Raw genomic sequence first — 25011 nt, forward strand, 5'->3', positions numbered from 1 at the left:
ATTCAGGCGGGTTGATGCCCCGCACCAAGGTTGCGCTCGATCCGGCGATCCGGGACCAGCCAGAGCACGGCAACGGCCACGAAGAACGCGACGCCCAGGTAGCCCCAGACCCTGTCGTGTTCGCCGCCCAGCAGGGCGGCAAGGATCCCGAGGGTGTAGAGCACCAGGGACGCCTTGCCCTTCCGGTCCGGTCCCATGGCGCGCTTGAGCGCCGAGTCGGCGCCCTGCCCGCGGATGATCACGCGCTGCAGGATGAGGTAGGCGGCTGCCGCCGCCAAAAGATTGATGCCGTAGGTGACGACGGGCGTCCTGGCCAGGGAGCTTTCATCCATCCAGGCGGTGCTGAACGGCAGGAGGGACAGCCAGAAGAGCAGATGCAGGTTGGCCCAGAGGACTCCGCCGGTGATCTTCTCGGTGACCTGGAACATGTGGTGATGGTTATTCCAGTAGATGCCGATGTAGACGAAGCTCAGCAGGTAGGTCAGCAGGCTGGAACCGATGACCGGGAGGAGCGAAGCCAGGTCGTGGCCCTCGGGAACCTTGAGTTCCAGGACCATGATCGTGATATACCGTGTCTCTCATCTGCACGAATTGCCACGGGTCGGCCGCGTCCGGCCGCCGAGGGACTCGAGAGGAGCACGACATGGAGAAGAAGACCGCCCCGGAACCGGTGCGCGACCAAGCCCGGGACCACCTGCTCACGCCGCAGAACTGCGTGTTGGCGTTGATTGACTTCCAGCCCGAACAGTACGGGACCGTCACCTCGACCACGCGCGAGCGGATCGACCTCAACGTGGTGGCGCTGTGCCGGCTGGCCACGAAGTTCGGGGTGCCCGTGGTGCTGTCCACCGTCGGGGTGGACATGGGCGTGAACCAGGGAACCAGTCAGGTGATCAAGGACGAGTTGCCCGGTGTGAGGGAGATTGACCGCAGCGGGGTGAACGCCTGGGAGGACGCGGACTTCCGCGCGGCGATTGAGGGCACCGGGCGCCGCAAGGTGGTCATCGCGGGATTGTGGACCGAAGTCTGCCTGACCTTCCCGACCCTGGACATGCTCGCCGAGGGCTATGGCGTCTATCCGGTGGCGGACGCCGTCGGGGGAATCTCCCAGGTCGCCCACGACCGCGCCTTCGAGAGGATGATCGCCGCCGGCGCCCAGCCGGTGACGGCGATTTCCTTCGGCTCGGAGCTCATGCGCAACTGGGCCCGCGAGGACTCGGACAAGCTGCGCGAGGTGATGCGCTGGTACTTCCCGCGCAAACAGGAACTCGACGCGGACGGCAAGTAGGACCGCTACCCCCCCGAACGCTCAGCGGCGCAACCGCAGCGCACCCGATGTCCGCCGGGCCCGGGCGTACTGTCGTGCCGCAGATCTGGCGATGCCTTCCTCCCGCTTGAGAATCTTTTCGCACGCGTGCCGGGTATCCTCCCGTAGGGAAGGTTCGGCGGCCAGGGATTCGAGGAAGGCGCGGGTCATCACGCTGTCCTGGTGGTTGCCCAGGATCTTCTGCAGCCGGCGTGCCCGGTGGGCCAGGGTGGCGGCCCGTTTCGAGTGGATCCCGGCGGCGGATTCCGCGGCGTGCAGCAGCCGCTTGGTGTCCTTGCGCAGCCGGTGCAGCGCCACATCGCGGTCGTGCCCGGGTTCGGTGCGCACCATGGCCCGGTACGCGCGGTCAACGATCCTGGCCTGGTCGTTGACCGATGCCGCGACCTCGGTGCCGGCGGGGCGGCGGGCAGGTTCCCTGGCCGGGGGATCGTCCCGGAATCGCTCGAGGTCCTCCAACAGCCGACGATAGCGCCTGGACTTCAAGGCCTTGCCCACCCGCCGGTGTCCGGCGTCGAGGGCATCGCCAAGCCCGCGTTCGAGGGACTCCACGAGAACCTCGGTCCGCCACTTCGCGGGCAGCTCCTCGATGCGGTCACGGAGTCGTTCGCGCACGACCTCGGCATCCCGGGAACGGCCCAGGGCCTTGGCCAGCCATTTGAGCTCGTGGCCCAGACTCCGGCGTGGGCTTGCCTCGAAAAGATGCCCGTAGATTTCAAGGGCGGAGCGCAGTCGCCGGGTTGCCGATCTCATGTCGTGGACGGCTTTTGGGTTGCCGGAACGAACCTCGGGATCTTGGATGAGCAGTTCCTTGATTTGGTCGTCCAGGTAGCCGATGGCCACATCCAGGACGATCCCGTTTTCGCGCTTCGCCGGGTTGCCCGAGGTGTGGCCGGGCGGCGGCGGGTCGGCGGGTCCCCGGGCATTGGCCATGGCGTGCATCCTTTCCCGGAACCTCGAACACGGGTGGCCTCCGCGGGCAGATCCCGGGCGGCCCGCCGCGGTTGCGTCAATCCCGATTCTAGAACCCGGAGGCCAACCCGGACATACGCGGATCTGGGCAGGCAATGGGCAGCAGTCACCCGCGCCGACCCCTCGGCCGGAGGAGACAGCATCTACCTGCCGCCCAACGGTCCGGGCGGATTCGGGATGTTCTTTCAGCCGGGAACCACGCCGCGGGCGACCGAGGTCCAGCGCTTGATCGGGCTCGGAGCCACGCACCAGTGGGACGTGCTCGACGAGGTGCCCTACGTCCGGTGGACCACCCTCGCCGATCCGGAGGGCAACCTGTTCTGCGTGGCCGAGCACCCGCCGGTGGACCAGCAACGCGCATAGGGACGGGCGAAGTATCGGCTGTCGAACGGAAGCGACGTCGGGCGTCGCACCGCTGACGGGCTGCTGGAAATGGAAACTTGAAGGAACTTGCTCAGGCCACGAGCTGGTGCTGCCGCGAGTCCACGGTGGGCGCATTTCCGGGTTGCGGTGAAGCGCTCGCCTCGGTCACCTGGTCCATGGAGATCCCATGGTCCAAGGCTGTTTGGATGATGGCGTCCAGCGCATCGGTACGCTCCCGAAGGAGTATCCGGGCGGAGGAGACGTCTTCGGTTGCTGCGCGGATCAGATCCAGCTCATGCACGGTTTTTCCCTTTCATTGGCTTCAAAGTTCGCATCTTGAAGGCTAGCCTGTCCACCTTTGCACGCCATGAATGGCGGGTTAAATCGAGGATTCCGATGGGTCAGGTACCCGCTCAAACTGGCTGCGCCTCGCTCAACGCCTACCTGTTGGAACGATCCGCAATGCTCCAACCAAGGGCTCCCGCCAACCCTGCCGCCGTGTGAACCGTGAGTTCGTTGTCCACGGCAGAGCCTCATTGCCGGACTCGGCATGGATTCCCAGCAAACACCAAGAAAAGAATCCTAAGTTAGGGAATGTTCCTGTTTTCATCTATCGAAGGAGGGCCTCATGGGTCTCGATGACAAGATTGGCAACAAAGCAGAAGAAGCCGCCGGAAAGATCAAGGAAGAGACCGGCAAGGCCACCGACGACGAGAAACTGCAGGCCGAGGGGGCTGGCGAGCAGGCTGCTGCGAAGACCAAGCAGGCCGGCGAACACCTCAAGGATGCTGCAAAGGACGTGACGGGTCACTAATCCCGCCACATCGCCCAGCAACACAGGCTCCCCGTGCGGAGATCCAAGCAACATCGGATCCCACACGGGGAGCTTCCTTGTTCACCCGTCGGCAGCCGCTCCGCGCCACCGGCAGACGGACGGCGACGGTCAGGGCTAGGCCCTCGGGCAAACAGCGTGCGCAGGTGCGTCGTCTTCAATGTCCATTGGTCGGTTCAACGAACAGGGAAAGGCCTTCATTTCGGAGCTCCTGACAGATCGGATGGTGGCCGTTTCTTCCGAGGAAGCATCCGGGCAATCCACCGGTTCGACCGGGACAGTATTTCCCTGCGCGCGCAGACCATTGATAAACCCCCGGTGAAAAGCGATGATCAAGACATAGTCGCGATCGGTCGAAGTTTTGCCGACGCGGACCGATGCTCCACCCCCCGAGGGAAGGATTGGTTCCATGGCCATCGCCGCACTTCTCTGCTGGCTCGTCACCGCTGCCCTGGGTCTCACGATGTTCGGTCTATGGCTGCGCAACGGCGGTCTTCGCGCTGCCCGGGGAGATGCCTCCTTCCCGACGCGACTCGTGCCGCCGCTGATCTTCGGCCACCTCTTCCTCGCGGTTGCCGGCTTGGTGGTGTGGATCATCTACATTGTCAACAAGGAGGTCCTCCTTGCCTGGACCGCGCTCGGCCTGCTGGTCCTCGTTGCAGTCCTGGGGGAGATGATGTTCCTGCGCTGGAAGAACGGCAGGACCGAAGGTACCCCGGAATCGCGGTTCCCGCTCGCGATCATCTACGGGCACGGCCTGTTCGCTGTGGCCACAGTCGTCCTGGTGTCGCTGACCGCATTGGGCATTGGAACTTGATCCAGCCGGACAATGCCGGCATTCCGAATACTGGGCCATCTGGAGGTAAGGCAATGAGTAGCGCATCGAACAGTGAACGGCTCGAAGGCGAACCAATATCACTTTGGGTTGCCACCGGCGGAACCACCGACTATCCCGGCCCGCGCGGCGACGTGGAGGTGGACGTTGCGGTGATCGGCGGCGGTATCGCCGGATTGACGACGGCGTTGGCGCTTAAGCGCGCCGGCCGGAGCGTGGCGGTCATCGAGACCTCCAAGGTGGGCACCGGCGTCACCGGCCACACCACCGGCAAGGTCACCTCCCTGCATCGGCTCGCCTACACCGACTTGCGCGACAGCCACGATGCGGACACCGCCCGGGTCTATGGGCAGGCCAACGAGGCAGCCATCCGCCATATCGCCGACGTGGTGGCCGCCGAAGGCACCGATTGCGACTTCCGCACGGTGGCCAACTACACCTACGCCGAATCCGACGACGCCCTGGCACGCGTGCGTGCGGAGGCCGAATTGGCCACGGAGCTTGGCCTTCCCGCCACGTTCACCACCGATGTGCCGTTGCCTTTCCCTGTCAAGGGTGCGGTCAGGTTCGACGGGCAGGCGCAGGTGCATGCCGTGAAGTATCTCCAAGGGCTCGCCCGGGCCGTCAACGGGGATGGCAGCTTCGTCTTCGAGGGGACACGTGCGAAGGACATCCAGGAGGGCTCGCCCTGCATCGTCAGCCTGGATGGGTGCATCGTCCGGGCGCGCGACGTCGTCGTCGCCACGAATGTGCCCTTCGGCGACCAGGGGCTGTTTGACGCCCGGTGCCTCGCGCACCGTTCCTACCTCGTCGCCGCGCAGGTGGAGGATGCGCCGCTGGACGCAACGTTCATCAGCGTCGACGAACCCATGCGCTCCATCCTGACCGTCGCCGTGGACGGCAGGAATTATGTGCTCGCCGGCGGGGAGGGGCACCGCGTCTCCGAATCCGGCGACACGGCCGAGCGCTACCGCAGGCTGGCCGCCTTCGCCCGCGAGGCCCTGGGTACCGGCGAGATAGCCTACCGGTGGTCGACGCAGGACGGCATTCCGCTTGACGGCCTGCCCTACGTGGGTCTCATGTCTCCCACCGCCAAGCACGTGTACGTGATCACCGGCCTGCGCAAATGGGGCCTGACCAACGGAACGGCCGCGGGCCTGATTCTTGCCGACACCATCACTGGCCGGGAGAACCCGTGGGCGGAGGTTTTCAACAGCAACCGCGTCACCCCGGTGGCCAGCGCGAAGCGGCTCATCGGGGAGAACCTCAAGGTCATCGCGACCGATTTGACCAGCAAACTGGCCCGCCATCGCGACCGAGCGGAATTGGCGCCCGGCCAGGGGGAGGTGTTCGAGGCCAAGGGCGAGAGCACGGCCGTTTACAAGGATGCCGAAGGGCAGCTCCATGCCGTTTCGGCCATCTGCACGCACCTGGGCTGCACCGTTGAATTCAACTCGGCCGACACCACCTGGGACTGCCCCTGCCACGGATCCCGCTTCGCCACCGATGGCAGCGTCATCCAGGGACCTGCCATCGACGCCCTCCAAGCCAAGCCGGTGCCCTGGGCCAACGAAGAAGAGGGGGCCGGCACCGCCGGAGACGCCACGCCCGCAGCCGACTAGGTGGAGGCGGAATGCCGGTGGCGACCCGCCGCGCCCCGTGGATTCCAAGCATGTGAGGGGCCGTCGTCGAGGCCCCCGCACCAGGGATCGGGTGCAGTGGGCTCCATGTAAACCAACAACTGTTGCTTTCACGTCGCGCCGCCCCGACTTCACCTTCGAAGCGCGGGCGGCGTCGTTTGGATCATGCCGTCGGGAACGCCCATAAGTCTGCACGTGGGCATCAAGGGAAACCAGAACTGGAAGCGCAAGCGCCAGAAACCCCGACAGTAAGGGAACCTGACCACCTCCCAAACGCAACTTCCCTGGGAACTGGACGTGAACGGGGACCGGGCGTGCTCCGGGCGCGAAGACTTGACCGCGGGGTCGTCTGCTGGAGAGCAGAAATTAACCGCCCGGCCACTTCACTGGGCTTGAATCAATGTCCAGCAGGTTTCCCTCTGGAGGGAAACGAAAAAAACTCATTGAGGAAAGCCCCCGATATGTCCCGCCCCACGGAAGCCACCACTTCGGTGCCGAACCTGCGCCGGGTCCCCTCCGCCGGTGCTGGTCGGCTGTTTAGGTCCGCTGCCCCCAGCGAACTTGAACCCGAAGGCATGCGGGAACTCAATCGCCTCGAGGTGAGGACGGTCGTGGACCTGCGCGAGTCCTTCGAAATTGCCGAACGCCGGGGCTACGTCCCCAACGGCGCCGTGCATGTTTCCGTCCCGCTGTATCTCGGTCCACTGCCCGTGGCCACTGCCATCGAGGATGTCTACTATCGCCTGCTGACCACCCGCGGCACGGAAATCACCAAGGCCGTGGGTGCCATCGCCGCAGGTCTGCCGACCGGCGTGCTGGTGCACTGCGCCGCGGGGAAGGACCGCACCGGCCTGGTGGTGGCCCTGGTCCTTGAAGTCGCGGGTGTCCCGCGGCAGATCCTGCTGGACGACTATGCGCGCAGCGCCAGAGACCTGCCGGCGATCTACCGCGAACGCGTGAACCACGAATTGTCCTGTGCGCTGGGCGACAGCTCGGAATTGCAGGCCGCGCTCCACTTGCACCTGGAGAGTCCGGCGGCGGCCCTCGACGCTGCACTGGACATGGTCGAAGCGCGCTTCGGTTCGGCCGCCTGCTACCTACTGGCCCACGGGCTGGATCCGGCCGACCTGACCATTCTGCGTGAGGAGTTGGCGGGTCCCGGTGCCGCAGAGGAAGCCGGCCCGGACCTATGAGTGCAACCGGCGCCACGTTGGTGCAATTGACGGACCTCCACTTAATGACAGGCGGAGCCCTGCTGCACGGGTGGATCGACACCTGGGCGCGCACCGCCGAGGCGCTGGAAGCCGCCGCCCGGTTTTCCCCCGACGCCATCCTGGTGACAGGCGACATTGCCGACCGCGGTGCGCAGGTCCATGCCCGTGCGGCCAGGTTGTTTGAGCACGCGGAGAGGGAACTGCAATGCCCGGTCATCGTGGTGCCGGGCAACCATGATCCGGCTGGCTCGGTGGGTGCCAGGTTCAATCGACAGCGCATCGCCAGCGGCCCCAATCCGGCGGACACCGTGCACATGATCGGGGGCTTGCGGATCATTGGGCTGGACACCCACGGGTTCCGCGAGGCTGCCGGCGGACTCAGCCAGCCACAGCTTCGATGGCTGTTGGCCGTGTTGGAGACTCCCGCCCCCGGCGGGACGGTACTCGCGCTGCACCATCCACCGATTGACTGCCTGATGCCAGCCCTGGCAGGCCGCGGACTGGCCCGCCCCGGGGAACTGGCCGCCGTTCTGGCCGGCAGTGATGTCAGGGCCATCCTGTGCGGGCACTACCACCTGCCCACGTCCGGAAGCCTGGGAAGCATTCCGGTGTGGGTCGGACCGGCGGTCTCCTACAACCACAAGCTCTTCGCCACCGACGCTCCGGCCCATGACCAGGACACCAGTTGGTTCAGCGTCATCAAGGTCGGGGCAGGGCAGCTGTCAGCAACCCCGGTACGGGTTCCACGACCCTTGGCCGTTACCGCGCCGGTGGTGACGATGCCTGCCCGGCAACCTGCCTTGCTCTGAAGATCCCCGCAAAACCCGTAACACCCACTCGCAAGCCGCACCCCTGGGGGTGCGGCACTTCAAGGAGAAGAAATGAACAAGCGTATGAGCGCGATTGCCCCGTTGTTGTTGATCCCCGTGTTGGGCCTGACCGCCTGCGCCGGCGGAGCCTCCGCCGACGGGGCGGGGGAGGCAGCACCCAAGACCCTCACCGTTTACACTTCCGAGCCACAGGCCAAGATCGACCAGGTCGTCGAGGCCTTTGAAAAGGCCAACGAGGGTGTCAACGTCGAGGTCTTCCGTGCCGCCACCGGCGAGCTGAAGACCCGCATCGCCACGGAAAAGCAGGCAGGCAAGATCACCGCCGACGTCATCCTGGCGGCCGATGTCCCCACCTTCGAGGCCTATGCGGCCGACGGAGCGCTGGCCCCGCTGGACGTGGAGAACGCCGCCGCGCTGGATCCGAAGTTCGCCGACCCCGATGGCTTCTGGGTGGGCACCCGGATCATCCCCACCATCATTGCCTACAACACCGGCGCCATCACCGAAGCACCCGCCAGCTGGGCCGCGCTCACCGAGGACACCTACAAGGGCAAGATCGCCATGCCGAACCCGGACGTCTCGGGTGCAGCTGCATTCAACACCGCGGTCTGGCTCCAGGAACCGGCACTGGGCAAGTCGTGGATGGAATCGCTGGTGGCCAATGAGCCCACGGTCCTTGAAAGCAACGGTCCGGTCGGACAGGCAGTGGCCGCGGGAAGCTCCGAGGTAGGCATCGTGGTCGATTACGTGGCGCGCGAACTGGCCGCCAAGGGCTCACCCATTGCCGTGGGCTACCCGAGCGATGGCGTGCCCTACGTGTCGCAGCCCGCCGGTGTCTTTGCCGATTCCGAGAGCCAGGAGCTCGCCAACGACTTCGTTGATTTCCTGATTTCCAAGGAAGGCCAGGAGCTGGCGGTGATGCAATCCTACCTGCCGGTTCGCTCGGATGCAGGTGTCCCTGCCGGTGCTCCGGCACTGAACGAGATCAACCTGCTGGACCCGGACCAGGCCAAGATCGCAGCCGGCCAGTCGGAAGCAGTCGAGTACTTCAACTCCCTGCTGAAGTAATACGCCCATGACGACCCACACCATCGACAAAGCAGCCGCGAAACCGGAACAAGTACACGCCGAAAGCGCAACCGCGCCGATTCTGAGGCGGCCGGCGGGCAAGAAGCTGTTCCGTGGACCCCGCCGGCCCGGGGACGGCCTCGGGGTGCTGCGCACGGTGGTGTGGGTCGCCGTGGCGTTCCTGGTGGGGCTGCCACTGGCGGCATTGGCCGTGCAGGGAATCCAGCCTGCAGCACGGCAAGTCTTCGGGGATCCGGCGGTGGCTACGGCCGCGCTGAACTCTGTGGCCAGTGCCTCCGGCTCAGCACTGCTGGCCACCATCGCCGGCGCGTTTCTCGCCGTGGTGCTCGAACGCAGCAACGTGCCTTCCAGGGGCATGCTTCGCTGGCTGGTCATGCTGCCTTTCTTGATCCCGCCTTTCATTGGCGCCATGGCATGGATGGCACTGCTCGGTGCCAACGGCCCGGTCAACAAGTCCCTGCAGGGGCTGGGCATCGACGCCGAGATGAGCATCTTCGGCGGCTGGGGAGTGGTGTTCCTGCTCGCGGTGCATTCCTACCCCGTGGCCTACCTCGTCATTGCCGCCGCGCTGCGGCGGATCCCCGGGAACCTGGAGGAAGCGGCACGAATCTCCGGGGCGGGAACCGCCCAGGTACTCGGCTCGGTGACCCTGCCGTTGCTGCGTCCCGGGCTGCTTGCTGCCTTCGTGCTCACCCTGGTGGGAAACCTGTCCGACTTCGGCATCCCGGCCCTGATCGGGCTTCCCGAGCGCTACAAGACCCTGACCACGCTGGTGTATCGCTACCTGGCCTCCAGCACCACCAGCAACCCGCTGCCCGCGGTCTCGGCAATCGGCCTGGTGCTCTTGGTGCTCGCCGTGCTCACTGTTCTTGCCCAACGCCGGCTGCCTGCCGGCACGCAATGGGGTTCCGGGGCCACCGGCATCGATTTGGAGTTGGGCCGGGCCCGTCTTCCGCTGGTCATCCTGTTGTGGTCATGGGTGGGGATCATTTGCCTGGTGCCGTTGCTGGCGTTGGCCACGCAAGCGTTGCTGCCGGCCCCGGGTGTGCCTCTGACGTGGGAAAACCTGACCATGGACAACATCATTCGGGCTTCCACCTCACCCGGTGCGGTGTCCGGGATCGAGAACTCGGTGATGCTGGCAGGGGGAGCGGCGGTGTGCTGCACCGTGCTGGGAATGGGCATTGCGCTGCTGCTGACCCGCGGCAAACACCGCAGCAACGGGTCACTCGATGTGGCGGCGACCCTGCCCCAGGCCCTGCCGGGTCTGGTGATTGCCGTGGGGTGGTTGCTGATTGCCCCCATGCTGGGAATCTTCAATACCGGTTGGGTGATCCTGGGTGCCTACGTCATGGCATTCACCGCCCTGGTGGTCCAGGCCGTGCGCGCACCGATGGACTCCGTGTCCACCACGCTCGAGGAAGCCGCCCGCTCCGCCGGGGCAACTCCATTGCGTGCCCTGCTGGATGTCACCGCTCGCCTGGCGGGCCCGGCCGCCGTGACCGGCGGGGTCGTGGTGCTGCTGACGGCTGTGCGGGAACTGACCATTTCCATCCTGTTGGTGGCCCCCGGAAGCCAGACCCTGGGCGTGACCATCTTCAACCTGCAACAGTCGGGCGACTACGGCGGAGCCTCCGCCCTTGCCCTGGTGGTTGCACTGGTGGGAATCCTCGGACTCTCGGCCACCGCCGCGCTGGCCAACCGCCGTGCGGACAAATAAGAATCTCCTGAAAGGAACTTCCCGTGGCAACCATTGAAATGACCAATCTGGGCCATGTCTACGGCGACGGGCATGTGGGCTTGGAAGGGATCGACCTGAACGTCAAGGACGGCGAGTTCCTGGCCTTGCTCGGCCCCTCCGGCTCGGGCAAGACGACACTCCTTCGGACCATCGCCGGATTCATCCGGCCGACCGCCGGAAATCTTGCGATCGGCGGACGCACCATGGCCGGGGACCGAGTGTGGGTGCCTCCCGAAAAGCGTGCGCTGGGCATGGTCTTCCAAGACCACGCCATTTGGCCGCACCTGAGCGTTGCGGGCAACGTCGGCTATCCGCTGAAACTGGAAGGCGTTCCACGGCCGCAATTGGCCAAGAGGGTGGCCGCCGTGCTGGAGCAGGTAGGTCTTGCTGAATATGCCAACCGGAAACCCGCGGCGCTCTCCGGTGGCCAACGCCAGCGCGTGGCCCTGGCCCGGGCGATCGTGGCCAAGCCGCAGGCGCTGCTGCTGGACGAAGCGCTTTCCGCACTCGATGAGCCCCTCCGTGCCAGACTCCGGTTGGAACTGCGTGAGCTGACCCGTGAGGAAGGGCTGACCGCGGTGCACGTGACGCACGACCGCGCCGAGGCGCTTGGGCTTGCCGACCGGGTGGCCGTGTTGAACCAGGGAATGATCCAACAGATCGGGACCCCAAGGGAATTGCTGGAAACACCGGCAAACGCCTTTGTCGCATCGTTCGTATCGGATGCAACGCTGTTCCCCGGCACCCTGGTGGACGGGAACTTCCATGCGGACCATCCCGGGTTCCGGCTGCCGGTCCAGCACGGATTGTCCCGGGATGGGAAGACCCAAATGAGCGGTGTTCGGCCAGCGGCCGGGACGAGGTCGAGGCGAGCCGTGGCCGCGGTGGCGCCGACTGCCATTCGGCTGGACCCCGAGGACAAGCAAACCGGGGCGGAAGCCCGGACCGGAGCGCCGCTGGCCCGAGTCACTTCCGCGCTGTACGGGCGGCATGGATATGAAACGAGCCTGGATTGGGCAGGTACACGGCTGCGCGCGCTGGTCCACGGGTGGGTTCCGCAGGAGGGCGAGTTGGTCCGCCCGGTGATCGAGCAGGCACATGTGTTCTGCGAGGAGGCGGGCACCGCCGGGGAACAAGCGGCCTGAGCGAGCTGGATTGGTTCGAGGCACGCAGGAACGGTGAACAACCCGGCGGCCGATCGCCGGCTACCAACGCCTCACAGAGATGCTGGCCGCGCCCATGGCCATGTTCCGCGAAGCGCATAACTAGAAACGCGAAGGAGTGAGAGCACGAGACTCCGTGCTCTCACTCCTTCGCGATTGATTCAGGCATCATCCGCTCCCCGCGGACAGAGGCAAATGCGAACTCGGAATCCCCGGTGCCTGTCCATGACCACGGCCCGCGCGGAGGGTTAGGGGCGCTTGTCCAAGCGCTTGCGCGCTTCTTCCCGCGCGCGTTCGATCTTGTCCAGGTGCTTGCCCTTGGTGGCTTTTCCAGCCAAGACCGCTGCCTTGTCGACCACCTGGCCACCGGCCTGCCTGACCTTGGGGTTTTTCGCTGCTTCCCTAAGGATCTTGCTGAATTTACTGAAACCTGCCACGGCGTTTCCCACCTTCTATCACTCGGAATCATGCGGTCGAAATTAATGATCGCATGTCTATCCAACGGATGGGGGTGCCGGATCATCCCCGGTGCCGAGGTCAACGGCCGCCGTTTCCCGCGACGACCTAATGTCGAGCATGGACGCATCCCTGAGCGGGTCACTTCCACGGACGCTCGCGGCGGCAGCGGGTGGTCGGCCAGGAACCTGGGCGGGTTCGGGGCCTCGGGACTCACTTGGCCTGATTCGCGGGCCTGCTTGATGACTGCCTTCGCATCGGAGTCGTTGAAATTGCCGATCAGGTCGTAGTTGAACATCTTCTCCACGGAAGTACCGACGGCTCAGGAACTGTGTTCCACCTCACCTCGTAGGCCCAGAAGGAATAGCGTTGCCGCGTGGCCGGTTGCACCAGGCAACCCACCCCAACGTTTGGAGTACTGCCCCATGGACCTGTTTTCCCCGCTCACCCTCGGAGACCTCGAACTGCCCAACCGACTCGTCATGGCACCGCTGACCCGCTCCCGTTCCCGCGTGGACGGCGTGCCGAACGACGACGTCGTCGAGTACTACCGCCAGCGCGCCTCGATGGGGCTGATCGTGTCCGAGGGCGTGTACCCCAGCGCCACCGGCCAGGGGTTCGTCCGCCAGCCGGGACTGGCCACCGCAGAGCAGATTGCCGGATGGAAGCGGGTCACCGACGCCGTGCACGCCGAAGGCGGACTCATTGTCGGCCAGGTGATGCACGCCGGCCGGGTCACGCACACCGAGACCACCGGGCAGGCCCACGTCGTGGCCCCGAGCGCCATTGCCGTTGACGGGGTCACCCGGACCTACACCGGCAAGCACGCCTACCCGGTCCCGCACGCACTGGAGACCGGCGAGCTGCCCGGAATCATCGAGGAGTTCGTGACCGGATCCCGCAATGCGATGGCCGCTGGCTTCGACGGCGTGGAACTGCACGGTGCCAATGGCTACCTGCTGCACGAGTTCCTGGCACCCAGCTCCAACACCCGCACCGACGCCTACGGTGGATCCCCTGAAAACCGGGCGCGCTTCGTCATCGAGGTGGTCACCGCCGTGGCCAACGCCATCGGGGCGGGGCGGACCGGCCTGCGCATTTCCCCCGAGCACAACGTCCAGGGCGCGTTGGAGAGCGATCCGGCAGATGTCGCGGCCACCTATGCCGCGCTCATCGACGGGATCGCACCCCTGGGCCTGGCCGCGCTGAGCATCCTGCACGCCGATCCCGCAGGCGCACTCGTCCAGGACCTGCGCTCCCGCTTCAACGGACCTGTCCTGCTGAACACCGGGTTCCAGACCGTCACCACGTACGACGACGCGGCCGCGGTGGCAGCCAACGGCTGGGGAGATGCAGTGGTGGTCGGCCGCCCGGCGATCGCCAACCCAGACCTGGTCCGCCGCTGGCAGGAAGGCTTGCCGCTGAACGAGCCCGACGCCTCCACCTTCTACACCGAGGGTGCGGCCGGTTACACCGACTACCCGTTCTGGCAGAACTAACAGAACTAACCGCTGGTTCGGAGGCTGCCGTCGCCTGATCGGCGGCAGCGGCCACCGAAGCGGATGGATGGTACCCAGGGGGTTGGTGGCATTTTCGCGAGGACTGGTTACGCTCGGGTGCGCTTTCCGGCTCGCAGCGCGAACTGAACTGGGTCACTCCCTTGTTTCTCAGCAGCGCGCCGACCAGGGCCCTGCCCGTCCGACCGTTGCCGTCGGCGAAGGGGTGGATTGTCTCGGGAGTGGGCGTGGGCGATGGCGACCTGGGTCAGGATCGGCAGGTCATCGCGGCGCATGAAGCCGACCAGGTCCCCAACGCGGTTTGGATCCCTTCGTGGCGTGGTGGAACGAAGTGTGCGGGGAATTGCCGCCGCTCCACACCGGTGCGGTGCGCAACTCACCGGCGACCTGCGGGTGCGAGGACTGAAGCAGGGCCCGGTGCATGGACAGGATAGGGGCAGTGCCAGGTCGTCGGAAAGCGCAATGGCGGCATGCATGGCGCAGACGCTGGCGGCAATCAGTGATGCGTCGGCGCTGGAGCGGTCTCCCAGTTGGGCCAGCGCGATTTTCTTGGCCCCCGCGGTGAGGTTCTCGATTTCGGAGCTGGCCACGGATTCGCTACGCAGCAGCATGGCCTCGAAGGGGGCAGCGCTTTCGCCAGGTCCCGGTCGAAGTGGACCATCTCAATGGTTGCCTCCTCGGCCAGGGCGAGGACCCGGGGGCTGCTGACCGGGCTTGCGTCCGCGATGGACGGCACGATGGCGGCTTGGCGGGGTCCTCGAGCCCGAAGCCGCTGAAGACGGGACGCGCTGGCATCGGCAGGCACATCCCACCGGACTTCCTCGAAATGGATCGAGGGCCAAATGGCGCGGTCGATGCCCATGGGTGCCTCTGGTGCTGCCGATTGCTTGGCCCGGTCCCGGGTGATGGTGGGAATTCAGGGACCCTGATTTCCCATTAATAGCCGATGTTGGGAAAGCGGGGCACCCGCTTTGCCGTTGGACATAGATGGGAGTTCGACAGCGCCGCCAGGTCGCAAGGTCGGCTCCAAGGCCTTGTATACGCTGTTGCGGAGACCGAGATCGACGCGATCGACTCTCCACTGAGATCGGGAATCGGAATGGCCGCACAGATGATGTCGAGTTCGGATCATCGGAGTGGGTCGGACGCGATTGCTCCCCTGGGCCCGGCCGCGCTGAGCATCCTGCACGCGGATCCCGCCGGGGACCTCGTCCAGGACCTGCGCTCCGCGCTTAATGGCACCAGCGACATAACACCAGCGATTAACAGACCCAGTTCAATGGACTGGGGTCTTTTTGTCCTCGGCACCGATTAGGACTTGTTCATCTACAGGCGAACGATCCTCTTGTTCATGAATTCCTCCATGCCTAGTGCGCCCAGTCCCGCCCGACGCCGGAGCGTTTGATGCCGCCGAACGGCAGATCGCTCGCCATCTACCGTTTTCAGCGGCCGGTGATTTACCAGAACATGCCCACGGAGTTGTTGCCGCAGGCGTTGCAGGACGCCAACCCGTGGGGCCTTCCCCGCCAGATCATCGCGTCCTTCCCTCACGCTCGGACGAAACATATGAGCTAAAACACAATACCGGTTGACCTAGCCCCAGAGGCAATGAGAGTATCTCATATCAAAGGTTCTTAGATCCAAGCTATTTTCATTTCATCGATTGAAGATGACCGGAAATCTTGAGTCTGGAACGGGGCTAGCCAGGTGACTCGACGAAAATAGGAAACGACATGAAGAAAAACCGTCTCGTAATAGCGGCAGTGACCGGCATTCTCGCGTTGGCATTGTCCAGCTGTGGAGGGCCGAATGAAGCACCTGCCGAGCCCGGTGCGTTGGAGAAGGCTGCGGTCAAGGTGGGAGTTATGCCTCTCGCCGATTACGGGGCCGTCTACTGGGCCAAGGACAAGGGCTTCTTTGAAAAGGCCGGACTCGACGTTGAGCTTGTTCCGTTGCAGGGTGGTCCGATCGGAGTTCAAAAGGTTGCCTCCGGCGAAATCGACTTCAGTTTTTCAAACACCATGTCATCTACCCAGGCGATTAACGGTGGAGCTCCGGTGACAACAGTCGTTCTCACCAGTAGCGTGGGGCCGGGTTCCATCGGTGTGTATGTCACCCCTGATTCCCCGATTAAGGACATCGGCGACTTGGACGGAAAAACCGTTGGCATCAATACCACCAACAACATCGGAGACGTGAGTTTCCAGAGTTTGGCGAGTTCGATGAACCTTGATACCAAACCAATCTGGGTAGAAGTTCCTTTCAACGAAATGATCTCCGGCGTCCAAGCGAATTCTATTGAAGCCGGCTACATGCCTGAGCCTTTTGGCTCGGCGGCACTGGAAGCAGGACTTCGCAAGGTAGTCGACTTGACAGAAGGACCCAACGAAAAGCTCCCCGTATCAACTTTCGTGGCAAGCAACAAGTTTGTCGAAAGCAACCCGGTCACCACCGAAGCCTTCGCGACCGCAATGTACGAGGCAGGGAACGATATTGCGTCGAAGGAAAAAGAATTTCGCCAGTGGCTTCCCGGGGTAGCCGGGGTCTCCCAAGAAGTCGCCGAGACCATGACTATTCCGGTAATGGAGCCGAAAATGGACGTAGCAAAGGTTCAATACATCGCAGATATGCTCATTAAGCAAGGAATTATCGATTCCTTCGACGCCTCTAAGTCCACATTTGTCGCAGGCTCCAAATAGTGAAAATGCTTAGTCAGACGCTAACGCGCAAGCAACAGGTGATATATGGGGTGGTTGGAACGCTCGGCATCCTTGTGATGTGGGAGCTCTTCATGCGAAGTGGCATCTTTGCAAAGCCCGGTTTGCCCGTCCCTACGCAGGTATTCACGCAAGCGGGTCGCCTTCTCCAAGACGCAAATTTTTGGGAACAGGTCTTGTATACGATGGGGGTCTGGCTTCTGGGGCTTGCCATTGCGGCCATCGCCGGGGTCATTCTAGGCAGCCTGATGGGCGCCTTCTCCAAGATGTTTATTGCTTTTGAACTGCCGGTCGAGGTGTTCCGCACGCTTCCTTCGATTGCGGTTGGCCCAATCCTGGTGCTTCTGCTGGGATCGGGCGCATTGCCGATTGCAATCACCGTGGCATTGTCGAGCGTATGGCCGATACTTTTGAACACGATGTATGGCGTGCGCAGTACGGACACCACAGCCGTGGCGACGGCAAAGACCTTTGGGATCAAGCCCTTTGGCCTGCTGATGCACATCAAGTTAATTAGCGCGCTGCCATTCTCCTTTACCGGCATCCGGATTGCTGCCTCTATTGGCCTCATCGTCACCGTTAGTGCCGAACTGCTGATCGGCAGCGGCCAAGGGATAGGCGGTTTCATTTTGATTGCGAGCGCTAATGCGGTCAATCTTGATGGTGTTTACGCAGCGACTCTTATTGCCGGAGTCCTTGGTGTTGTAGTGAACATGGCGTTCGCGGCTATCGACAACTCCGTTTTCGCATGGAAGAAGGGTCTTTCACAATGACCGTCGTAGATAACGCGAAGAGTAAAGATTCCATTAAGGATTTACGCATTTCTGCAAACGGACGCCGGATGATCCAGCCAAATCCGTCAGTGCATGCTAAATCGCAGGCTGTGAGGCAGCGGATCATCCGTGTTGGGGTTCGCCTGGTTGTGCCGATTATCCTGGTTTTGGGGTGGTTCCTGCTTTCACAGGCACCGACAAGCCAGCTGTTTGTTGCAAGTCCTTGGACCTCGTTTCTGCGAGTCATTACGGACTACTTCAGCACGGATCCTGCCAAGCTATTCTTGGGTGAAGTGACGTATGGTCATCTCCTTCCCAGCCTTGGGCGCGCGCTGGCTGGTTTGGCCCTGGCCGTAATCGTCGGCGTCGGGGTAGGGATAGTCTTGGGCATCTCACCCGTGGTTACAGCACTCTTCCAGCCGCTGATTCATTTGGGGCGGTCGATTCCCAGCCCGGCACTTCTAGGAGTTTTCTTCCTGCTGTTCGGCACCGGCGACAGCCCTAAAATCTTCCTGATCGCATTCGGCGTGGTTTGGCCGATTCTGTTCAACACCATTGATGGTGTTGGTTCGATCGGTGAGCAGAGGTTGCAGGCGGCAGCTGTATTCAAAATCCGACGCTCGGATGTCCTGACCAAAATCATCCTGCCGGGCGCTTCCCCAAAGATCTTTGCTGGTATTCGAACATCGATGTCGCTGTCACTCATCATCATGATCATTTCCGAACTTCAGAAATCCGAAAACGGTCTTGGATATCTCTTGGTGATGACGCAACGGACATTTGATTACGAAGGCTTCTGGTCGATCTTGATCGTCTTGGCTGTATTGGGCGTATTACTGAACGCTATTTTCCAAATCGTAGAACGCCGGGTCCTGGCCTGGCATCGAGGAGTGACCCAACAAAATGACTAGTTCAACCACGACTAAAATGTCCGCAGAACTCAACCTTCAAGGCATTTCCAAATCCTATGGAACGCTGATGGCTGTCCGGAGTATTACGGCACAAATCCCCGCAGGGAAAGTGTCCGTCATTGTCGGTCCGTCGGGCTGTGGAAAATCAACGCTTCTGCGCATCATCAGTGGCCTGGATACGCCGACTGAAGGTGCAGTAGCTTTTGACGGCGAGCCGGTAGTCGGTGTTCCGGATGGCTTGGCCATGGTATTCCAGGACTACTCAAGGTCCCTGTATCCATGGATGCGCGTTGATGCAAATGTGGCCTTCCCGCTCCGGCACCTGCCCCCGGCCGAGCGCAACGAACGCGTGCGCGAGAGCATTGAAGCCGTGGGACTAAAAGGCAAGGAAAAGCTGTACCCGTGGCAGATGTCGGGTGGAATGCAGCAGCGCGCGGCCATCGCCAGGGCCCTGGCATTCAGGCCAAAGCTGTTGTTGATGGACGAACCTTATGCGTCAGTTGATGCGCAGACCCGTTCCGACCTTGAAGATCTCTTGCTGGAGATCCAGGCAAAGCTCGAAATCACAGTTCTCGTGGTTACCCACGACATTGATGAAAGTGTGTACCTGGCGGACAAGGTGATCGTACTTTCAGCACCTCCGAGTGTGGTTGCCGAGACGGTTGAAGTGGACTTGCCGCGTCCTCGTGATCAGGTTAGAACCAAACAGGATCCGCGCTTTGTGGAGCTTCGTGCGCATGTTACCTCACTTCTGCGGGGTGGCTCGGACTAGACGAATAGGGCAACTTCGTATTCAACTTTGGGAAAAGTGGCGCAGGTTGGATCAGTGACCCACTCGCTTGAAGGGGTCTCCATCGCGATGGAGACCCCTTCGTGGCATTTCTCTTGACACAAAGTATCTTATTACTGGTATTCTTTTGACATGACCTAAGTCACGACGAGGTGGATGTCGTGAACGGGTTCTCTGAAACGAAACGAGCAGACAATGACGATGATGGCAGATAGCACGATGCTGAGCAGTGTCTTGGTCCTGGATGACGTCGTAAAAGACATGACAACATTGCGCCAGCTAGTCTCCACGCCCGATGAAATCTTCGTCGCCGGCGTGTGGAAGCGCGGAGAGGGCGCTGCTATCAACTCGGTGAACCCCGCGACCGGAGAGGTCTTCGCCTCATTGCACGGAGCCACCGTTGAAGATGTGGAACTTGCCGTCCAGGGAGCCACCAAATCGCTTTCGGCCTCCGGCTGGGCGACTTGGCTCCCGCATGAACGCGCGATTGTTTTGCACCGGATTGCTTCCAAGATCCAAGAAAACGCAGATCTGATTGCCGCCCTGCAGACACTCGACACGGGCAAAACCCTACGCGAGACGCGCGCATTGGCGATGAGTGCCGCTGGGACCTTCAAGTTTGCTGCTGCAGCCGTGGAAACACTGGAAGATGCCATTACCCCTTCACGGGGCGAAAACTTGACCATGTCCATTTATGAACCCTTGGGTATCGTCGGAGCAATCACTCCCTGGAATTCCCCGATTGCCAGCGATGCGCAGAAGCTCGCACCGGCCTTGGCGGCGGGAAACGCCGTTATCGTGAAGCCCCCTGTGTGGGCACCATGGGTCTCCCTTTTGTTGGCCCGACTTTGCGAAGAGGCCGGACTCCCGGAAGGGCTGCTCTCGGTTCTGCCCGGTCCGGGCCGAAGCGTCGGAGACGCCCTAGCTCGACACCCGAAGGTTGGAAAAATTTCCTTCACCGGTGGAACGTCTACCGGGAGGGCGCTTGGACACGTAGCGGCCGAAAAGATTATGCCGATCACGCTTGAATTGGGCGGAAAGTCTCCGACCATTATTTTTGCGGATGCCGATATCGATCAAGCCATCGCAGGTGTGCTGTACGGGATATTTTCCTCCACCGGACAAAGCTGCATTGCCGGTTCGCGGGTCTTCATCCATAAGTCCATCTACGCCGAAGTTGTTGATCGTCTTGTTGTCGCTACGCGCGCTCTTCGCGTGGGCCCAGGATCCGATCCCCGCACGCAGGTCGGACCATTGGTTGCGCACGCACATAGAGACGAAGTCGCGGCTATGGTCGAGGCGGCACGTGAAGCCGGGGCGCAAATCCTTTGCGGGGGTGGTGCGCCGCACGGGGAAGCCATGGCAGCCGGTGCCTACTACATGCCGACGATCATTGCCGGAGTCGGGAACGACGCCTTGATTTGCCAGGAAGAGATCTTCGGTCCAGTGGCGGTGGTGCTCCCCTTCGATGACGAATCTGACTTGGTGGCACAGGCCAACGACACAGTATTCGGCCTGGCCTGCGGGATCTGGACCGCAGATTACAGGCGAGCATTGCGTACGGCGAAGGCTATAGCCGCGGGAACAGTGTGGGTGAACACCTACAAACAATTCAGCATTTCGACCCCTTTCAGCGGCACCAAGGATAGCGGACTTGGGACTGAAAAGGGCCGTGAAGGCATCCGGTCGTACATGAGGCAGAAGAGCATCTACCTGGACCTCTCGGGAACTCCTCTTCCGTGGGCCAAGCAATAATCCTCCTTCATCAGTAACAAAAACATCCAAAAAGTTTACGAAAGGCCAAAAATGAGCGCTCATCCCTATAGTCCGGCTTTCGAGGTCGGCGGATTCGGCTTTGTCTCCGGCGCGTTGTCGATCGATGCGGACGGCGTGGCGGTGGGAGGACGTACAGAAGCCATAGACGCAGCCATGACGCGACTTTCCGAACGGCTGGCCACCATTGGAATGACCTTGTCTCAAATTGTGAAAACCACCTATTTCGTCACGGATGTAAGTCTGCGAGACGAAGCGAACAAGCACTATGAAGCAACCTTTTCCGAACCGCGTCCGGCTCGTTCGTTCGTCGAGGTTTCAGCGCTGCCCTATGGTGCCACCGTTGAAATTGAAGCAATCGCGCACGGACGAAAGTGAAATGGAATGAGCATCGCGGGTTTAGAAACAGAAATTGAATCCACTACCGCTATTGACACACCAAGCAGTCTGCGTTCCCTGCGGCTTCAGATACTGGGCTGGGAAGCTGAAGGTATCATCAGTCTCCGGTTCACGGATCCTATGGGCGGCACGCTTCCGGTATGGAAGCCGGGTGCGCACCTTAGCCTCCAGCTGGCCAACGGCCTTGTGCGTGAATACTCGCTCTGCTCGGACCCCACGGACACCTCGGGATGGACTGTTGCGGTCTTGAAGGTGCCTGATTCCCGTGGAGGCTCGAAGTCAATCCACGAAGAATTGAGGGTCGGCTCCATTGTCACCGTAGACGGTCCTAAGAACAACTTTGCCATCGAGCCCTCCGCACACTATGTATTTGTAGCCGGCGGCATTGGTATCACTCCGATCATTTCCATGGTTCGGGAAGTCGCGTCTGCGGGAGCGTCATGGTCGCTTCTTTACACCGGACGATCGCGTTCAAGCATGGCGTTCCTTGACGAGATCGCTTCCCTTCCAGCCAACCACGTCACCATTCATGCAGATGACGAAGCCAACGGAAAGTTTCCCGATCTTGTGGCCGCCGTCGGAAGCATTTCTGCAGACACTCTCGTTTATGTTTGTGGCCCGGAGCCATTGATGAACGCAGTGGCAGGTTCAATGGCCGACGAGTCTCAGCTGCGGATCGAAAGGTTCAAGGCGCCGGAAGTTGTCGTCGACCCGAACGCGGAAGAAAACTCCTTTGACGTTATCTGCCAAAGTAGCGGGGAACGGGTCACTGTAGGGCCAGATACCTCCGTCCTGGACGCTCTCCAAGAGGCGGGATTGGACATGCCGAGCTCTTGCACAGAGGGAATTTGCGGTACCTGCGAGGTCGGGGTCATCCGTGGGGACGTGGATCATCGGGACTTCCTCCTGAGCCCGGCCGAACAAACCGCAAACAAGACCATGTTCATCTGTGTTTCGCGCTGCCGTTCCGCGGAACTCGTCCTGGACATTTAGGCAATTCATTAATTCTGTCGCACCATCCTCCAGCCAAGAAAGAACACTGACCAAATGAATTTCTTTGCAGCAGAGCCTGTTTGCAATCTGCGTGCCCTGCGTTCGGTATCCCTGAAGATGCCGGAGTTGACGTCGACGAAGGATTTTTACCACGAGGTTTGGGGTCTTTCCACCGTTGAGGAGGATGGGGACAAGTTTTGGTTGCGGGGTACGGGGGACGAGCACCATATCCTGAGGCTTGAGAAGGGTGAGCAGAATGCCTTGGGCAGTATTTCCTTTGCTCTTGCTACACCGCGGGATGTTGATGAGGCGGCCAGGAGGCTGGAGGAGCTGGGGATTCCGTTGTTCCGCGAGCCCGGTCCGTTGGATGATGCCGCGGGCGGGTATGGCTTGCAGCTGGTGGATCCGGAGGGGCGCCTGGTGGAGCTTTCCGCGGACGTTTTTGCCGTGGCCAAGCAGGAGCCGGCCGGGAGGCGTGCCATTCCACGCAAGATTGCCCACGTCGTGCTGAACACCGTTGATATCGATCGGGCCACTGCCTTTTACACCCAAGTGTTGGGCATGCGGATTTCGGATTGGTCGGAGCACCAGATGGCTTTTTTGCGGTGCAACTCCGAACACCACGTGATTGCGTTCAACCAGGCCCCGTGGACGGCGGTGAACCATGTTGCCTACGAGATGCAGAGCATTGACCACTTCATGCGGGGGATCGGGAGCTTGAAGACCAACGGGATCACCCCGCAGTGGGGTCCCGGGCGCCATGGCCCGGGTGACAACACCTTCTCGTACTTCACCGATCCGGCGGGCCTGGTCTGCGAGTACACCTCGGAGGTAGCTCAGGTGGATGAGGACAGCTGGCTGTGCCGGACGTGGAAGCGGACCCCGGAATTGTCAGATCAGTGGGGGACCGCTGGTCCTCCGACCACTGAGGTGCGTTCGGCGATGGCGGGAATCCCTGATCAGGGGTACCGTTCCCTGGTGGTTCCCGGTGACCCCGGCTATTTCTCGGTTCCGGAGTTGAGCGATGTCAATACACACTAACGGCTTCTCTCCCGATACCGAACACGAGAACTTATCCACCACTGAACTACGTCTGGACCAACCAAGGACTTTGACGACTTCGGAAGGCTTAGCGCTAGTCATCCGCGGTGCTGGGACCCCTGTGTTCCTCATGCACGGGATCGGCGGCAGTGCGCTGTCCTGTGGTGGCCTCGCCCAGGAGTTGGCAGCGGAAGGCTTCCAAACGATTTGTTGGGATGCTCCCGGCTACGGGGATTCGAAGAATCCAAAGCCGGATGTCGAACACGCTGAAGCGGCATTAAGGGCACTGGACGAGCTAGGGGTTGCCAGCGTGCATCTTATTGGAACGTCGTGGGGCGGCGTTATTGCTACCCGCATTGCAGCACAGAACCCGGTACGCGTGCTTTCAGTGATCTTGATGGACAGTACACGAGGATCAGGAAGAACCGAAGAATCTGCGGACAATATGCTGGCACGGTTGCCGGAGCTGGAAGCGCTTGGTGCCACCGCATTCGCCGCTAAACGTGCCGCAAAACTAGTCTCACCCATGGCAGGCGAAGAGGTGGTTGCGGCGGTGCGCAATGACATGTCTCGCATCCGAATCCCGGGGTACGGTGCCGCTGCACGGATGATGGCAACCTCCGATACCTCGGAGGACTTAAAAAGAATCACCACTCCGGCACTGGTGCTCGTCGGAGAACACGATATTGTCACCGGGGTGGCTGAATCCGAGGTCTTGGCCGAATTGATTCCGGGCGCCGAATTTGCAGTGGTTCCGGAAGCCGGGCACGCAGCAATCCAGGAAAAACCCCGTGACGTCGCCGCCTTGATCTTGAACTTTTGGAAGAAGTCATCATGAATCGTTTGATCGTTGTTACAGGTGCCGGCCGCGGCCTCGGATTTAGCATCGCCCAACGTCTTGCAAGCAAAGGTAAGCGCATAGTCATTGCCGAGAAAAGTGCGGAGCTTGCACAATCTGCCGCTTCAACACTGCAGGGCCTGGGTTATGACGTGGTCTCCCACGTCACCGACATCGCCGAAAAGGGATCCGTCATGGACCTCGCGTCCTTTGTGGATTCCCTGGGAGGAGCCGACGGACTGGTCAACAATGCGGCCATGGCCGACGGTGTCGGCGGGGACACCTTCTGGGAACTGGACGAAGATTTCTTCAAACGCGTGATGAATGTAAACGCCTATGGCACTTGGCTGGTCAGTAAACACCTCGTTGGGCAAATGATAGGCAAGAAATCAGGGGCAATCGTCAACATCGCCTCGGATGCCGCGCTCTTTGGATCCCCACGGCTCGTTCACTATGTTGGTTCCAAAGGGGCAGTCATGTCCATGACGAGGACCATGGCCAGGGATGCCGGTGAATATGGAGTCCGAATTAACGCGGTTGCACCCGGACTGACACGGGTGGAGGCCACCGAGACAGTTCCAGTCGAACGCTACAAGCTCTATGAAAACAATCGAGTGCTCAAGCGAGAACAGACACCGGATGACGTTGCAGGCGCAGTCGAATTTCTACTCTCCGACGAAGCGGCGTTCATCACTGGCCAAACGCTGGTGGTTGACGGCGGATTTGTCATGGGCCACTAGCTTCACACGTACGCTCATCCGACACTGAAGACTTGGGGCCGGCCGATTCCGTCCTCCCCG

25 protein-coding genes and 1 pseudogene are annotated in these 25011 nt (G+C 61.9%); 21 read left to right on the plus strand and 5 right to left on the minus strand.

Annotation, left to right across the window (positions count from 1 at the left end; all coding sequences use genetic code 11):
* Positions 1-2: 2 nt before the first annotated feature.
* On the minus strand, positions 3-557 hold the full coding sequence (locus Q2T94_RS09795) for a TMEM175 family protein (protein WP_302263958.1): 555 nt from the start codon (positions 555-557) through the stop codon (positions 3-5).
* Positions 558-643: 86 nt separating this feature from the next.
* Here Q2T94_RS09795 and Q2T94_RS09800 point away from each other — a divergent pair, with 86 nt between their 5' ends.
* The gene (locus Q2T94_RS09800) at positions 644-1288 is read left to right on the plus strand and encodes an isochorismatase family protein (RefSeq protein WP_302263960.1); all 645 of its coding nucleotides are present in this window, start codon (positions 644-646) and stop codon (positions 1286-1288) included.
* Positions 1289-1309: 21 nt separating this feature from the next.
* On the opposite strand, the gene Q2T94_RS09805 is transcribed toward Q2T94_RS09800, so the two are convergent.
* Positions 1310-2257, minus strand: a complete 948-nt coding sequence (locus Q2T94_RS09805; RefSeq protein ID WP_302263961.1) for a CHAD domain-containing protein — start codon at positions 2255-2257, stop codon at positions 1310-1312.
* Between the two features lie 216 nt (positions 2258-2473).
* Between Q2T94_RS09805 and Q2T94_RS09810 the strand changes: the two genes are divergently transcribed.
* On the plus strand, positions 2474-2659 hold the full coding sequence (locus tag Q2T94_RS09810; protein WP_302263963.1) for a VOC family protein: 186 nt from the start codon (positions 2474-2476) through the stop codon (positions 2657-2659).
* Positions 2660-2750: 91 nt separating this feature from the next.
* Here Q2T94_RS09810 and Q2T94_RS09815 read toward each other — a convergent pair whose 3' ends face one another.
* Positions 2751-2960, minus strand: a complete 210-nt coding sequence (locus Q2T94_RS09815) for a hypothetical protein (protein WP_302263965.1) — start codon at positions 2958-2960, stop codon at positions 2751-2753.
* 327 nt (positions 2961-3287) lie between these two features.
* Between Q2T94_RS09815 and Q2T94_RS09820 the strand changes: the two genes are divergently transcribed.
* The 8 genes from Q2T94_RS09820 (at position 3288) to Q2T94_RS09855 (ending at position 11985) form a co-directional block, all read left to right on the plus strand.
* Positions 3288-3473 carry a CsbD family protein gene (locus tag Q2T94_RS09820; RefSeq protein ID WP_264268719.1) on the plus strand — a complete coding sequence of 62 codons (186 nt, stop codon included), beginning with the start codon at positions 3288-3290 and terminating at the stop codon, positions 3471-3473.
* A gap of 427 nt (positions 3474-3900) precedes the next feature.
* Positions 3901-4308: a hypothetical protein gene (locus Q2T94_RS09825; RefSeq protein ID WP_302263968.1), complete on the plus strand. Its 408-nt coding sequence runs from the start codon at positions 3901-3903 to the stop codon at positions 4306-4308.
* A 53-nt stretch (positions 4309-4361) separates the two neighbouring features.
* On the plus strand, positions 4362-5948 hold the full coding sequence (locus Q2T94_RS09830) for an FAD-dependent oxidoreductase (RefSeq protein ID WP_302263970.1): 1587 nt from the start codon (positions 4362-4364) through the stop codon (positions 5946-5948).
* 479 nt (positions 5949-6427) lie between these two features.
* A complete protein-coding gene (locus Q2T94_RS09835; RefSeq protein ID WP_302263972.1) occupies positions 6428-7159 on the plus strand; it encodes a tyrosine-protein phosphatase in 732 nt (243 codons plus the stop codon).
* Positions 7156-7989 (plus strand): metallophosphoesterase, encoded by an 834-nt coding sequence (locus tag Q2T94_RS09840; RefSeq protein WP_302263973.1) that lies wholly within the window; start codon positions 7156-7158, stop codon positions 7987-7989. The genes Q2T94_RS09835 and Q2T94_RS09840 overlap by 4 nt, the downstream gene beginning before the upstream one ends.
* 72 nt (positions 7990-8061) lie before the next feature.
* Positions 8062-9078 (plus strand): ABC transporter substrate-binding protein, encoded by a 1017-nt coding sequence (locus Q2T94_RS09845; RefSeq protein ID WP_302263975.1) that lies wholly within the window; start codon positions 8062-8064, stop codon positions 9076-9078.
* Positions 9079-9085: 7 nt separating this feature from the next.
* Complete coding sequence (locus tag Q2T94_RS09850; RefSeq protein WP_302263977.1) at positions 9086-10819, plus strand: ABC transporter permease; 1734 nt, start codon at positions 9086-9088, stop codon at positions 10817-10819.
* A gap of 23 nt (positions 10820-10842) precedes the next feature.
* Positions 10843-11985, plus strand: coding sequence for an ABC transporter ATP-binding protein (locus Q2T94_RS09855; protein ID WP_302263979.1), 1143 nt, complete (start codon positions 10843-10845; stop codon positions 11983-11985).
* A gap of 266 nt (positions 11986-12251) precedes the next feature.
* On the opposite strand, the gene Q2T94_RS09860 is transcribed toward Q2T94_RS09855, so the two are convergent.
* Positions 12252-12440: an antitoxin gene (locus tag Q2T94_RS09860; RefSeq protein WP_264268727.1), complete on the minus strand. Its 189-nt coding sequence runs from the start codon at positions 12438-12440 to the stop codon at positions 12252-12254.
* Between the two features lie 444 nt (positions 12441-12884).
* On the opposite strand from Q2T94_RS09860, the gene Q2T94_RS09865 reads away from it, so the two are divergent.
* On the plus strand, positions 12885-13958 hold the full coding sequence (locus tag Q2T94_RS09865; protein WP_302263982.1) for an alkene reductase: 1074 nt from the start codon (positions 12885-12887) through the stop codon (positions 13956-13958).
* A 175-nt stretch (positions 13959-14133) separates the two neighbouring features.
* Here the strand turns inward: Q2T94_RS09865 and Q2T94_RS20570 are convergent.
* Positions 14134-14190: pseudogene (locus Q2T94_RS20570) on the minus strand (Fic family protein); the annotation flags it as partial.
* A 1519-nt stretch (positions 14191-15709) separates the two neighbouring features.
* Between Q2T94_RS20570 and Q2T94_RS09870 the strand changes: the two are divergent.
* From Q2T94_RS09870 to Q2T94_RS09915, 10 genes are all read left to right on the plus strand, one after another.
* Complete coding sequence (locus Q2T94_RS09870; RefSeq protein ID WP_302263983.1) at positions 15710-16675, plus strand: ABC transporter substrate-binding protein; 966 nt, start codon at positions 15710-15712, stop codon at positions 16673-16675.
* A gap of 5 nt (positions 16676-16680) precedes the next feature.
* Complete coding sequence (locus Q2T94_RS09875) at positions 16681-17466, plus strand: ABC transporter permease (RefSeq protein ID WP_302266400.1); 786 nt, start codon at positions 16681-16683, stop codon at positions 17464-17466.
* A complete protein-coding gene (locus Q2T94_RS09880; RefSeq protein ID WP_302263985.1) occupies positions 17463-18377 on the plus strand; it encodes an ABC transporter permease in 915 nt (304 codons plus the stop codon). Before Q2T94_RS09875 ends, Q2T94_RS09880 begins: the two co-directional genes overlap by 4 nt.
* Positions 18370-19149 carry an ABC transporter ATP-binding protein gene (locus tag Q2T94_RS09885; protein WP_302263987.1) on the plus strand — a complete coding sequence of 260 codons (780 nt, stop codon included), beginning with the start codon at positions 18370-18372 and terminating at the stop codon, positions 19147-19149. Before Q2T94_RS09880 ends, Q2T94_RS09885 begins: the two co-directional genes overlap by 8 nt.
* Before the next feature lie 213 nt (positions 19150-19362).
* Positions 19363-20922, plus strand: a complete 1560-nt coding sequence (locus Q2T94_RS09890; protein WP_367281536.1) for an aldehyde dehydrogenase — start codon at positions 19363-19365, stop codon at positions 20920-20922.
* A gap of 51 nt (positions 20923-20973) precedes the next feature.
* The gene (locus tag Q2T94_RS09895) at positions 20974-21318 is read left to right on the plus strand and encodes a RidA family protein (RefSeq protein WP_302263989.1); all 345 of its coding nucleotides are present in this window, start codon (positions 20974-20976) and stop codon (positions 21316-21318) included.
* Positions 21319-21324: 6 nt separating this feature from the next.
* On the plus strand, positions 21325-22332 hold the full coding sequence (locus Q2T94_RS09900) for a PDR/VanB family oxidoreductase (protein ID WP_302263991.1): 1008 nt from the start codon (positions 21325-21327) through the stop codon (positions 22330-22332).
* Between the two features lie 54 nt (positions 22333-22386).
* Positions 22387-23373: a VOC family protein gene (locus tag Q2T94_RS09905; RefSeq protein WP_302263993.1), complete on the plus strand. Its 987-nt coding sequence runs from the start codon at positions 22387-22389 to the stop codon at positions 23371-23373.
* Positions 23357-24211: an alpha/beta fold hydrolase gene (locus Q2T94_RS09910; protein ID WP_302263995.1), complete on the plus strand. Its 855-nt coding sequence runs from the start codon at positions 23357-23359 to the stop codon at positions 24209-24211. The genes Q2T94_RS09905 and Q2T94_RS09910 overlap by 17 nt, the downstream gene beginning before the upstream one ends.
* Positions 24208-24951 carry an SDR family oxidoreductase gene (locus Q2T94_RS09915; RefSeq protein WP_302263997.1) on the plus strand — a complete coding sequence of 248 codons (744 nt, stop codon included), beginning with the start codon at positions 24208-24210 and terminating at the stop codon, positions 24949-24951. Before Q2T94_RS09910 ends, Q2T94_RS09915 begins: the two co-directional genes overlap by 4 nt.
* Positions 24952-25011: the final 60 nt, after the last annotated feature.

This window comes from Paeniglutamicibacter sulfureus (genome assembly GCF_030512175.1).
GTDB classification, from domain to species: domain Bacteria; phylum Actinomycetota; class Actinomycetes; order Actinomycetales; family Micrococcaceae; genus Paeniglutamicibacter; species Paeniglutamicibacter sulfureus.